Origin of the sequence: Plesiomonas sp. ZOR0011 (assembly GCF_000800945.1) — a bacterium.
GTDB lineage: Bacteria > Pseudomonadota > Gammaproteobacteria > Enterobacterales > CAMTGL01 > Plesiomonas > Plesiomonas shigelloides.
In genome coordinates this window covers 1-13,056 of record NZ_JRKB01000073.1, presented here as the reverse complement: position 1 = coordinate 13,056, position 13,056 = coordinate 1, and the positions used below count along the sequence as shown (strand labels likewise).

Here is a 13,056-nt window from a genome sequence, read left to right as displayed (position 1 = left end):
GCATAGTGAGTTCAGCAGAATAAATATGCATCTTGTTGATATATCAGTGTGTTATTGCGGTGTACAGCAGATGTTTGTTCCAAAACCACACAAAATATGTGATTTTTTATTTTGCCGCAGAGTCGGTAGAATCAAGCCAACAGAACACCAATGCGGAAGTGAGCATCATGGAAACTATTGAAAAGATTAAGCAACAACTGGCTGAAAACCCAATCATTTTGTACATGAAAGGCTCGCCAAAATTACCGAGCTGTGGTTTTTCTGCCCAAGCCGTGCAAGCGCTGATGGCTTGTGGTGAGCGTTTTGCTTACGTTGATATCCTGCAAAACCCAGATATTCGTGCTGAATTGCCAAAATTTGCTAACTGGCCAACTTTCCCACAGCTGTGGGTTGAAGGCGAGTTGGTTGGCGGTTGCGACATCATGCTGGAGATGGCGCAAAAGGGCGAACTGCAAGCGTTGATTAAAGAAACCGCAGCGAAGTACAAAGACGACAGCGCAGAATAAAAACGCCTGTATGTCGTGCTGAGCACGCTTTTTATGGAAACGGTGCCTTACAAGGTGCCGTTTTTTTCTGTTTTGCGGCAAACGTTTGCAATTTGCCGCTGAATCGAGTAGTATCTGATTCTCGATGCTTGTGTGTTGCTGATATTGAGTGTCGGTGGATGTTTTCTCTGTAACATCCTGAAACACGGTAAGGTGTAATGAGCGATCTATCGCGAGTTTTGTGTCTTACTGGGTATCGAGATATTCCTTTCGCATCCTTTATTCCTATCACACCGTTTTACAAGCAGGATCCGGATTTATCCACTCGGTAACCCCGAGGGTTAAGTCACGTTATTGCCTTATATTGTTGTTGCTAAGGATCCGCATGTTCTCCCAGATAAAGCAAAGTATTGCCGGGTTGCAAATTCTGTTTGTCGCCTTCGGTGCTATGGTGCTCGTTCCTCTGTTGACGGGATTGAACCCTTCAATGGCCCTGTTGGGCGCCGGCGTGGGAACACTGTTATTTCAGTTATCAACGCGTAATCAAGTGCCGATCTTTCTGGGATCGAGTTTTGCCTTTATTGCCCCGATTATCTATGCCACCCAAACCTGGGGTGTGCCATCCACTATGTTTGGCCTGTGCATGGCCGGCCTGATGTACTTCCTGTTTGCTGGCATTATCCGCTCCAAAGGGGTGGGCTTTGTGCACCGTTTGTTGCCGCCAGTAGTGATTGGGCCTGTGATCATGGTTATCGGTCTATCAGTGGCGCAAGTGGCCTGTAACATGGCGATGGGCCGCGTGAACGGTGAGCAGATCATCCCGTTGGATACTGCACTGGCGCTGGCTGGCGTATCGCTGGCGACCACGCTGGTCACCGCCGTCTTTTGTAAAGGCTGGCTGCGCTTACTGCCGATTTTATCCGGTGTCGTGGTGGGGTATTCCGTAGCATCATTCTCTGGCATGGTAGATTTCACCGGTCTGCAATCCGCGGCATGGTTGGCGGTGCCAACCTTTATTACGCCGGAAGTGAACTGGGCGGCGGCGCTCTTCATGTTACCGGTGGCGATTGCGCCTTGTATCGAGCATATCGGTGGCGTCATGGCGATTGGTGGCGTAACCGGTAAGGATTACACCAAGACCCCGGGCTTGCACCGCACGCTGTTTGGTGATGGTTTGGGCGTATGTTTTGCTGGTCTGATTGGTGGCCCACCAGTGACCACATATGCGGAAGTGACTGGTGCGGTGATGATCACCCGTAACTTCAATGTGCGCACCATGACGTGGGCGGCGATTTTTGCCATCATCTTGGCATTCTTCGGTAAGTTCAATGCGCTGCTGACCTCAATCCCGATGCCTGTGATGGGCGGGATCATGCTGCTGCTGTTCGGCTCTATCGCGGCAATTGGTTTGAAAACGCTGGTTGATGCGAAAGTGGATTTAGGCGCTTCCCGCAATATTGCCATCGTGGCGATTACCTTGACGATCGGTATTGGCTCGCTGGAGCTGAAAATCGGCAGCTTTGCGCTGGCTGGTGTAGGTCTGGCATCGCTGGTGGCGGTGTTACTGAACCTGATTTTACCGCATCAAGTGAATACCGAAGGCTCGGACAACTCCTCTATTGAGGAAGTGAAGTAAGCTGATGGCATAAATCAAAACGAGTCAGATAAAAAGCCGCCCATGAGGCGGTTTTTTATTGTGTGGTTTTTATTGTGTATGGTGAGCGATTTGTCTGGCGGTTAACGGCACTTGGCGGTAGATGACATATACTTTTAACGGTGATGTTATCGACAGGAGGGGAAAATGTTAGCGCAACATCAAGCCATGATTGATAAATTCAGCGCCGCGTATGCCGAACTGACTGCCGAGAAAATCGCGCATTTCCCTGATTTGTATGCCGATGATGTGGTGTTTATGGACCCAGTACAGCAAATCTACAGCGTACAAGATTTGCAGGTCTATTTTTTTCGCATCATTGAGCAAACCTATTATCACCGCGTAAAAGTTATTCGTGCCTTTAGCAGTGATAATGATCTGTTTATCCTCTGGGAGCTCAGTTACGCCCATGCCAATTTGGAGCAAGGGGATGATATTTCCGTGGAAGGAGCTTCACACTTGCGCTGGGAAGGCGAACGGATCATTTTTCAGCGTAACTACTATGACATGGGAGCCATGTTGTATGAGCATATCCCGCTGATCAGCCGTGTAGTGCATTATATGAAGGGGAAAATTGCCGGTTTTAACCGTAATGACTGACGGATTTAGACCTCAATGTTAGCTATGATTTTGTGATTAATCGTTACATAATCCAGTGAAAAGCTTTTGATTGCTGCGGATAACCTCATCTAGTATAACGCGCATGCTTCGGGCATCGGGCGAGTCAGATCGGTGCTGAATCGGCGAGAAAATGATAAACAGTATTTGTGGTTGCAGAGGTATCAGTGAGTCACTGGGCTGTATTTAAACGAACAACGGTAAATTTGTGGATGGCCGTTCGGCACGACATTGCGGCATTGGCCGTGTTGCTGAATGGGTTGCTGATTTTTAAAACCATCTATGGCATGTCGGTCAATCTGCTGGATATTTTCCATATCCATGCCTTCTCTGGTTTGAATTTGTCATTATTGGCAAATGCCCCGCTGTTTATGTTGGGGGTATTCCTCGTCCTGAACTCGTTAGGTTTGCTATTTCGGGCCAAACTTGCGTGGGCTATTAGTATTATTCTGCTATTGATCACGCTGATCTACACTATCCATTTTTATCCTTATTTAAAATTCAGTATCGGATTTTGTATTTTTTCTATTCTGGTGCTGGTTTTACTGCGTAAAGATTTTTCCCATAGCAGTGCTACTGCCGGTAGTATTTTTGCCTTCATCAGTTTTGCGACTTTGTTGTTTTACTCAACCTATGGCTCGCTGTATTTAGGGGAAGGATTTAACCCTAAAATTCATAGTCTGATGACGGCATTTTATTTCTCGATAGAGACCATGACCACGGTGGGTTACGGGGATATCGTGCCGGTATCTGAGGCGGCGCGATTGTTTACCATCTCGGTCATCATTTCTGGCATTACCGTATTTGCGACATCCATGACTTCTATTTTCGGCCCGCTGATCAGCGGAGGGCTGAACCGACTAGTGAAAGGGAACAAGCATACTATGAATCGTAAAGATCACTTTATTGTCTGCGGACATTCCATTTTGGCTATCAATACTATTTTGCAGCTCAAGCAACGTGGTCAAAATGTTACCGTTATCACTAATTTGTCGGAAGATGAAGCCAATCAACTGGAACAGCGTTTAGGTGGTAAGTTCGATATTATCTCTGGTGACAGTAATGACAGCGCTGTGCTGAAAAAAGCCGGTATCGATAGCTGCCGAGCGATTTTGGCCTTGAGCGATAATGATGCCGATAATGCGTTTGTGGTCTTGTCAGCCAAAGATTTGAGCAAAGATGTCAAAACTGTATTGGCGGTCAGTGACAGCAAAAACCTGAATAAGATTAAGAAAGTTCAGCCAGATATCATTTTGTCGCCGCAATTATTTGGTAGCGAGATTCTAGCTCGGATCTTAAACGGTGAAGAAATCGACAATAATATGTTGGTTTCGATGCTACTCAACTCTGGACACGGTATCTTTACTGATAAAGACAGCGACAAAAACAGTGACGATAGTGCTACCAGCAGTGATTCATCTGACAAAAAGTAATACGGATACTTTTACTGTTTGCGTAAGAAAACGGCCAACAACAATGTTGGCCGTTTTTTTGTACGGGATCTCGAAGGTGGTTTGCTCACGGCGAGTGCCGCGCAGAAAATCTGCGGATAACTTGGCTTCTTTATTCGCTTAGTGAGATGTCAGTAAGATATTCACTTAGGCCAAAGTGATGTTCTGTTTAATTCGGCAGCTGCACGCCAATACATAACCTTGCTCGATCTCTGCTTGCGTCAGTCCACTTTGGCTGGTGGAGTCGACCTCGCCTTCGATAATTTGCACTTTGCATGAGCCGCAAACACCGGCGCGACAAGCGGCAAATACTGGTAGATTATGCAGCTCCATGGCGGCAAGCAGTGACGTACCCACTGGCACATCGATGTCACGCAAGGCATGGCGAATATGCATACGCACCGCGTTAGGGGCGGCGGCTTGTTCATTAAAAGAACAGGCGTTTTCGTTATCTGTATGAGTGATCGTTTCACTGGCAGTTGCAGTGAAAAAGGCTTCTTGATGGATCTGCTCCGCCGGTACACCTAACGTCTTAGCCAGTTGTACCGCGCTTTGCATGTAGCCCTCAGGGCCACAAGTCATCACAATTCGCTCACGGATATCCGGCACCAGCATTTCCAAGGTAGCTTGATTTAGCCGTGAGCGCAGCTCATCAGGCCAATACGGCTGACGGGCAAGCAGATGAACCGTGAGTTCCTGTGGAAAGCGGGCGGCCAGTTGCTGCCAATGGTCGGCGAAAATCAGATCTTCAACATCACTGGCGTGATACAGCAGCGTGATGTGCGTCTGTGGCCGAAACGCTAACAGCCAGCGCGCCATTGACATCAGCGGCGTGATCCCGCAACCGGCTCCCAGCATCAGATAGTGTGCATTGTCAGGGTGCGATGCACAGGTAAACTCACCTTGGGCATCACTGAGCCACAGCGTATCTCCGACGTTCACTTCTTCGGTAAGCCATGTCGAGCCTTGCCCGTTTGCAATACGGCGCACGGTAATACTTAAATTGGTGGAAACATCAGGCGAAGAAGACAAGGTGTATGCGCGAACGGTATGACTTTCATGGCCAATACGCACCAGCGCATATTGACCGGGCTGATAGGCATAAGGCGTTGCTGGTTGAAGGCTAAGAGTCCAGACATCACGGGTTTCTTGATGGATATCCAGCACCTGCATTGGATGGTGGCACAGATCCTGTACTGCGGCGCTGAAATCGGCAGCGGATGTATTATGGGTGTTCGAGGCGGTAGGGGCGCGAGTTTCAGTCAACGTCATGGGACTAATTCCGGCAAAATGAACAAAAGAGATGATAAAGGCCGCAGAGCGGCCTTTGTGAGGCGTTGGCGAAAAAGCCGAGAGATAAGCCGTTATTCCAGCCTGTGCGCACGGTTATCAGGCGGTTGGCAGCATCTCGGCTAAGTCAGCTTCCACGGTGGTGATTGGGCGCATGCCAAACTTTTCGTTCAAAATGGCGAGCAAATTGTCGGTTAAGAACGCTGGCGCGGTTGGGCCGGTATAGATATTTTTCACTCCGAGCGCCAGCAGAGTCAGCAAGATCACAATGGCTTTTTGCTCGAACCATGACAGCACCAACGTCAATGGCAGATCGTTCACGCCACAGCCCAGCTTCTCAGCCAAACGCACGGCCAGCATGATGGCGGAGTAGGCATCGTTACATTGACCGACATCCAGCAAGCGCGGCAGCGCGCCGATGGTGCCGAAATCCAAGGTGTTGAAGCGATATTTACCGCATGCCAGCGTCATGATCAGGCAATCTTGCGGTACGGCGCGGGCAAAATCGGTGTAGTAATGGCGCTCACCGCGGCTACCATCACAGCCCCCCACCAAGAAAACATGACGCAGTTGCTTGGCGGCGACCATATCGATCACGGTATCGGCTGCACCGAGCAGGGTTTCCCGACCAAAGCCCACGGTGATCAGCTGTTCGATTTCGGTATGCAGGAAGCCTGGCATGGCTTGCGCTTGCGCGATCACGGCAGAGAAATCTTCGCCTTCCAAATGCTGTACACCTGGCCAGCCGACAATGCTGCGAGTCCAGATGCGGTCAGCATAGTTACCCACATTCGGATCGATAATGCAGTTGGAGGTCATGATGATAGGGCCAGGGAAGCGTGCAAATTCCGCTTGCTGGTTTTGCCAAGCACTACCGTAGTTACCGGCCAGATGAGTGTACTTTTTCAGTTCGGGATAACCGTGAGCTGGCAGCATTTCACCGTTGGTGTACACATTGATACCGGTGCCTTCGGTTTGCTCCAGCAGGGCTTTGAGATCTTTGAGGTCGTGACCGGAGATCAAAATCGCTTTGCCTTTTACCGGACGCACGTTCACCTGCGTCGGCACTGGGTTACCGTACAGTGCGGTTTCACCGGTATCCAGCATCGCCATTACATCAAAGTTCATGCGGCCAATTGCCATGGCGTTATCCAGCAGGGTGGCGACATCGGTAGGATTGCTGCCTAACCACGCCATAAACGCGTGGAACTGCGCGTAAATAGCGCGATCTTGTTGTTCTAAAACACGGGCATGCTCCAAATAGGCTGCCGCACCTTTGAGGCCGTACAGGCACAGCATGCGTAAGCCGTGGATATCATCGCCGCATTCGGCTTTGTCTTTGTTCAGGGCATAGTCAGCGGATTGTGCCAGCAGCGCTGGTATGCTCAGATCGCTTAAGGTAATTGCGGCAACGGGTAGCTCAACATGGGCATTCGGTTCAACCTGCCGGCAACGTGCAGCTAATGCTTCACGCATGGCAATGGCTTGTTCGGTGTATTCGATGATGCGCGCAGAATCGAAGTTAACGTTGGTCAGCGTAGAGAAAAATGCCTTTGGGACAAACGCATCGATAGCATCATCAATAATATTCAGTTCACGCGCTTTTAATGCCCAAGCGGACAAGCCTTCCAGCACTGCAACCAGCAAGTCTTGCAGGTCAGAGGTTTCGGCGGTTTTACCGCACATACCCTGTGCGTAGGAGCAGCCATTGCCGGCTGGAGTTCGTATAGTTTGCTCACATTGTACGCAGTACATTGCTATCCCTCTTATAAGGTGTATTTAGTATGCTTCTTATTGAGCGAGGATAGGGGTAATAAAATAACATTTCAAATGCAACTTAATGGTCAGTTGATGTACATCAATTTAGCCGATAAAAATCGCATGCGGTGAAACGCTACCAAGCGTTGGCGTAATCAGTGTACTGAAGCGAAGAAATAAGCAAAAACAAGCAGATAAACGAAAGGGAAGGTAGGACGAGTGAGGTAAACTTCAGGAAGCCGCTGTACTTTGCTGCATTTTGCAGAGATAACGGCATCCTGAAGTTTATGCTGATAAGTTCAGTCAGTAGATTTGGCGTTTATTATTAGAGCGCAAATAGCGCCATTAATACCGGAGCGCTCAGGCTGAGTAAAAAGCCACTGACAATCGCGGCGGGCACTAAATCAACGCTGCCTGCGCGCTGGATAACCGGAAGGGTGAAATCCATGGCAGTAGCGCCACCAATGCCGACGGCAGTGGAGGTATAACGGCGTATCAACGATGGGATCAGCATAATCGCGACTAACTCACGCAGCAGATCATTAAAGAATGCTGCGCTGCCTAACACCGGCCCCAGCGCATCAGTCAGCATAATGCCTGATAGTGAATACCAGCCAAAACCGGATGCGATCGCTAAACCGGTATTCCAAGGCAGCCCCAATAACCAAGCGGCCAGTGCGCCACCGCCTAATGAACTGAAAAACACCACCACGGCAATCACCAACCCACGACGATTAAGCAGGATTTGGCGCAGCGGCATATTACTGTTGCGCAGCTGCATACCAATCAGCCAGAGCAGGAATATCAGCGCATATTCACTGGCTTTTCCGGCATTGGCCAGTAAAGGTTGCGTCATCAAGCCGAGAATAAAACCGCCGGCGACCACCCCGAGCAGTTGCAAAGAATCAACCGCCATCCGCAGGCGCGAAGGCAGTTTTTGTTGGTGCAGTTTGACGCGCCATTCCCAGCGCTTATCCATGATGCACAGTGCCAGCATATTGATAACGCAGATGCAGACAAAAAAGACCACTGCGGTGCTAAAAATGTGCTGTAGGTTACTGGTCAAATTATCCAGATAAGAGAGACTGGCGCCCATCAAAAACAGAATGATGTACACCATCCAACCACAGACTTTGCTGATCCAAGGGGCAAAACGCGGATGACGAACGGGGAGCAAATAACCGATTAACAGCGGAACAATTACAATCAGAAGGCCGGAGTACATCCTTTAACCCTTAACCATAAATCAGACAGACATATCTGTACCAAGCTATAGCAAACGGTTACTCGTGTAAAGAAATGTGTCAGCGATAGCATGTTATAACGCACTTGGCGGGAACGTCGCCAAATTATTACCAATATCTGTGAGATGCCACAGGATGAAATACCAAAAGACTTGACCGAGTTAGGCTGTCTTATAATGCTAACTACATTGCAGGTAATGGGGATGAGTGATGTTTCTCGAACGGATTGAGATGGTAGGGTTTCGTGGGATCAACCGCCTGTCACTGCAGCTGGATGACAACACGGTGCTGATCGGGGAAAACGCATGGGGTAAATCCAGTTTGTTGGATGCCTTGCGCCTGATCCTTTCGCCTGCGCAAGAGTTGTATCGTTTTCAGGTCAGTGATTTTTATCACCCGCCGGGAGAAGAGACGGCCAAAGAGCGTCATCTGCACATTGTACTGACCTTTTGCGAGCACACCGTGGGACATTGGTCTGCGGACAAATACCAGTTATTTAGCCCGGTGTGTACGCTTGGGGTCGATAATCTGCACCGGATCCACTTTCGCCTCGAAGGCGAGTGGTGCGAAGACGGTAGCGTCGCGACGTGGCGCAATTTTATCGATGCTGCAGGGCGCTCGATTCACGTGGCTAATATTGATGTGCTGATCCGGCAACTGATCCGCTTGCATCCAGTTCTGCGTTTACGCGATGCGCGGCAGGTGCGCCATCGGGTGCAAGAGTTGACCGAGAACGGGGTCCCGCTCGAAGGTTTTTCTGAGATAACCGACCGGTTAGCGCACAGCTTAAGTGAATGTCCAGAAAATATTACCAACCGTGAGATCCGTGAAGGCTTGGAGGCCGCGCGCCAACTGTTAGAGCACTATTTTGCCATTCATGACTCAGCCCCTTTGCCGCAAAAACGGCGCCGTATTCCTGATTTAACTCAGCATAACTCATGGCAATCATTGGAGATTTTGCGTGGATTGGCGAAACGGCCAGAGAATCGCAATATCCGTCTGCTGTTTTTGGGTATGTTTGCCAGCTTACTGCATTCGCGCGGCATTGACGCGCTTGCGCCTGAGGCAAGGCCACTGTTGATTATCGAAGATCCAGAAACCCGATTGCACCCGATTATGTTGTCGGTGGCATGGGGTGTTTTATCGGAACTACCGTTACAACGTCTGACGACCACTAACTCGGGTGAGCTGCTTTCCTATGTGCCGGTGGAGCGTATTTGCCGCCTAGTGCGTAACTCTAACAAGGTTTCAGCGTATCGGGTATTCCCTGGCATGCTCAGTCGTGAGGACAGCCGCCGCATCGCTTTCCATATCTGTTTTAACCGCGCAGCTTCTTTATTTGCACGCAGTTGGCTGCTAGTGGAAGGGGAGACGGAGGTGTGGTTGTTGACCCAGCTTGCGAGTTTGTCTGGTTATCATTTCCATTCGGAAGGGATCAAAATCATCGAGTTTGCGCAGTGTGGCTTAAAACCGCTGATCAAATTTGCTCGCGGGATGGGGATTGAGTGGCACGTGCTGACCGATGGCGATGATGCGGGGAAAAAATATGCCGCAACGGTGCGAGGCGCGCTGCGTAACAATGACACTGAGCGAGAGCGGTTAACCTTCTTACCGGTGTCGGATATGGAGATGTATCTGTATCGGGAAGGATTTGCTAGCGTGTTTCACCAAGTGGCGCAAATTCCGCAGGGCATTCCGATGTCTCCACGGCGAGTGATCGATAAAGCGATCCACAAAAGTTCGAAACCAGATTTGGCGCTGGCGATTGTGGAAGCGGCGGAGCAGCGTGGAGCCGATTCCGTGCCACGTTTGCTGCGACAGATGTTCTCACGGGTAGTCTGGTTATCACGCGGACGAGCCGGTTAAGCGCGAGGCACAACGTCGAGAAGTAAAACATAAGGCGCGCAAAATAAAACAGGAGACCTAGGTCTCCTGTTTTGTACCGCCGGTCACGGATTATCTATGGATAACTCCGCACGGCCTAGGCGTAGAGTAGGCGCTGAATCTTAAGACCGCATAGCCTTAGAGCGACTCGACTTGCGTGTTGTTCAGCACATAGTCCAGCGCTTCCATAGATGGAACATGCACGCCGTGATCGGAAACTGTCCAGCTTGCCAGCGCAGTGGCAAAACGCAGCCCTTGGGCAATATCCCAGCCTTTAATGGCCGCCCAAGCCAGACCGGCTACCAAAGTATCACCGGCACCCACTTCAGAGACCACATTGACCTTCGGTGGCGTGCTACGGAAGACGCCTTGTCCACTGACCGTAATCGCCCCCTGACAGCTGGCCGAAATCACCACCTGCGCTACACCGTTTTGGTGTAACTGATGAGCGAATGGCAGAGCTTGTTCTAAGGTGGTGATCTCTTTACCGCACCAGTGCGACAGCTCTTTCAGGTTCGGTTTGATCAAATGCGGACCGGCTTTTACACCCTCCGTCAGCGCGGCTGAACTGGAGTCGAAGTAAACCGTCGCGCCTTTGGCACGCAGGGCGCGGATCAATTCGGCATAGAACCACGGCTCGACACCTTGTGGCAGGCTACCACTGAGGATAAACAACGAGTCAGGACCCGCCTGATGACGCAGCTGATCAAACAGACGTTGCTGAATGGCCGTATCAACATGGAAGCCGGGAAAGTTAATCTCGGTTGTGCGGGTATTACTTTCAGCCAGCTTAATGTTGACTCGAGTACGGCCGTCGACGCGTAAGAACTGATCTTTCAGTCCTTTTTGCTCAAACAGGCTCTCAAATCCCATCTGGTTGTTATTGCCGAGAAAGCCGGTGACTGTAACGTCGGCACCCAGATCGGCCAAAATACGAGCGACATTGATCCCTTTGCCCGCACAGTGACGGCTGAAATCATTAACCAGATTCAGCTCACCCGGGTGTAATTCATCAATGTTACCGGTGAGGTCGATAGCCGGATTTAACGTTACCGCAATGACGCGCTGCATCCGCGATGACTCCTAAAAAGTAAAAATCAGTGACAACGTCACAGCACTGTCACTGATGTTCCGCAATCAATGTAATACCGCCAGTTGTTCAGTTCTTTATTATAGTACAGGCTGAACCGAATCAGCACTAGCTGATTATAATGCGCGCAATCGCTTTTTTAGCCTTGCGCTCAGGGCGTGCGGATAATAGCAGATTTATTATGCATTTTTAGAGTAATTTCGTTACTCATGTGATCTATTAGTGCATAACGGCGCTGATATTCGCCGCGTTTTTTACTCACCACATCTTGCAGTGCTTTGCGCGGCAGAGGCAGTGCCAATCGGTAATGGCCGGAGTTGAGTGCTTCGCCGGCAAACGTTTCCCAGAAACTGTCGTAATCCGCTTGAATGGTCTTGCGATAGCGCAGTGAACGGTAGATATGCGTTTGGTTGCTGGTGGCGATAATTTGCTGACCATCCAGAGCCATGACAAAGGCTGCGAGGGCATCAATCGCCAATTTTTTCGGGAACAAACCGTGTAAATCTTTGGTTGCGACTTTGATCACTTCATGAGGCGTCCTTTGGCGCGGTCCCTGTAAGCCACCAATATAGATAGCCGGGCGACCTTCCAGCTCAATCAAATTGAAGGTGACGGTGACTAGTACTTGTCCCTGCGGGTTGTATAAGCGTAAAGATAGCTCGCCTTCTTTATCAAATGAGTGCAGCGCGGAGATCTGTACCGGATAAAACTCCCCTGATTTGCCTTCCAGCTCTGCCAGCGTAAAACCCTCATTGGACAAGCACGCTTGTACCACATCACTTGGCAGATGATTTAGCAGCAGTTGATAGTGCTGGCTGAGTAAATTTAGGCGCTGGCTCAGATTCAAGCCTCGGCTTAAGTACGGGCGATGCAAACGTAAGGCAACCGACGGCTCTTTTTGCGCCAACGAGCACAGCGCATCGGTTTGGCCAATCGTACTCAGCCAGCGTAGCGTCCACGGAAAGGTGAGCAATGAGCGCAGGAAAAACTTGATCCGATTTTTAGGATGATGCAAACAACCTTGCTGAGTCAGGCGACCACTACTGAGGTTAAACAGCATCCGCACACCGGCAGACGTTATTGGGGTATCAGTATTACGTAGGGAAGGGCAAAGTTCAGGTGAAAAAAGCAGGTGGTTCATAACGTCTCTGTCGTATAGCCGTGGATCAATGGCGCCATATATACGCGCTGTCACCTAAACGGTAGGACAACTGAACTGAGGTTTGTTGCATATCTGAACAATCAGATAGACACCGCATGCGATAGCGGTATAGAAAGAGATAAAAGTCGTCACAAAACACGATTAATGTGATTTTTACCGCTCTTCTAGACTTTTTTGCTTGAAAACTGCACATTGTGCATGAATGTCAGCCAGATGGCCGTTAATTCTGGTTTCGGGTGTTGACATAACGCAGGAATCAGGTAGTATCTGCATCCGTTCCCGGGGACATGAAAACATAACGTTTTGATGTTAAAGGGAAAATAAAAAGTGGTAATTGAAAGCGATATGCGGGAATAGCTCAGTTGGTAGAGCACGACCTTGCCAAGGTCGGGGTCGCGAGTTCGAGTCTCGTTTCCCGCT

At 49.8% G+C, this 13,056-nt stretch carries 10 protein-coding genes and 1 tRNA gene; 6 read left to right on the top strand and 5 right to left on the bottom strand.

All coding sequences use genetic code 11. The annotated features are described in order from the left end of the window. Positions 1-164: 164 nt before the first annotated feature. The 4 genes from L975_RS13445 to kch all read left to right on the top strand — a co-directional run bounded on the left by L975_RS13445 (position 165) and on the right by kch (position 4,190). Positions 165-506 carry a Grx4 family monothiol glutaredoxin gene (locus tag L975_RS13445; RefSeq protein WP_170919720.1) on the top strand — a complete coding sequence of 114 codons (342 nt, stop codon included), beginning with the start codon at positions 165-167 and terminating at the stop codon, positions 504-506. A 364-nt stretch (positions 507-870) separates the two neighbouring features. Beyond that, positions 871-2,121 (top strand): uracil-xanthine permease family protein, encoded by a 1,251-nt coding sequence (locus L975_RS13440; RefSeq protein ID WP_039044817.1) that lies wholly within the window; start codon positions 871-873, stop codon positions 2,119-2,121. 165 nt (positions 2,122-2,286) lie between these two features. Further along, entirely contained in the window at positions 2,287-2,739 is a 453-nt protein-coding gene (locus L975_RS13435; RefSeq protein ID WP_052181477.1) for a nuclear transport factor 2 family protein, read from the top strand. Between the two features lie 185 nt (positions 2,740-2,924). Then, on the top strand, positions 2,925-4,190 hold the full coding sequence (kch, locus tag L975_RS13430; RefSeq protein ID WP_072033080.1) for a voltage-gated potassium channel protein: 1,266 nt from the start codon (positions 2,925-2,927) through the stop codon (positions 4,188-4,190). Positions 4,191-4,355: 165 nt separating this feature from the next. Here the strand turns inward: kch and hcr are convergent, their stop codons facing one another. From hcr to L975_RS13410, 3 genes are all read right to left on the bottom strand, one after another. Further along, positions 4,356-5,480: an NADH oxidoreductase gene (gene hcr / locus L975_RS13425; RefSeq protein ID WP_081995699.1), complete on the bottom strand. Its 1,125-nt coding sequence runs from the start codon at positions 5,478-5,480 to the stop codon at positions 4,356-4,358. A gap of 117 nt (positions 5,481-5,597) precedes the next feature. Next, positions 5,598-7,253 carry a hydroxylamine reductase gene (hcp, locus tag L975_RS13415; RefSeq protein WP_047709017.1) on the bottom strand — a complete coding sequence of 552 codons (1,656 nt, stop codon included), beginning with the start codon at positions 7,251-7,253 and terminating at the stop codon, positions 5,598-5,600. Between the two features lie 328 nt (positions 7,254-7,581). Beyond that, a complete protein-coding gene (locus L975_RS13410; protein WP_010863822.1) occupies positions 7,582-8,481 on the bottom strand; it encodes a lysine exporter LysO family protein in 900 nt (299 codons plus the stop codon). Positions 8,482-8,710: 229 nt separating this feature from the next. Here L975_RS13410 and L975_RS13405 point away from each other — a divergent pair, with 229 nt between their 5' ends. Further along, positions 8,711-10,366 (top strand): ATP-dependent endonuclease, encoded by a 1,656-nt coding sequence (locus L975_RS13405; protein ID WP_047709016.1) that lies wholly within the window; start codon positions 8,711-8,713, stop codon positions 10,364-10,366. A gap of 156 nt (positions 10,367-10,522) precedes the next feature. Here the strand turns inward: L975_RS13405 and pfkB are convergent, their stop codons facing one another. After that, positions 10,523-11,455, bottom strand: a complete 933-nt coding sequence (gene pfkB, locus L975_RS13400) for a 1-phosphofructokinase (protein WP_010863820.1) — start codon at positions 11,453-11,455, stop codon at positions 10,523-10,525. A 170-nt stretch (positions 11,456-11,625) separates the two neighbouring features. Then, positions 11,626-12,615, bottom strand: a complete 990-nt coding sequence (locus L975_RS13395; protein WP_081995698.1) for a VirK/YbjX family protein — start codon at positions 12,613-12,615, stop codon at positions 11,626-11,628. Between the two features lie 368 nt (positions 12,616-12,983). Here L975_RS13395 and L975_RS13390 point away from each other — a divergent pair. Next, a tRNA-Gly gene (locus L975_RS13390) sits at positions 12,984-13,056 on the top strand.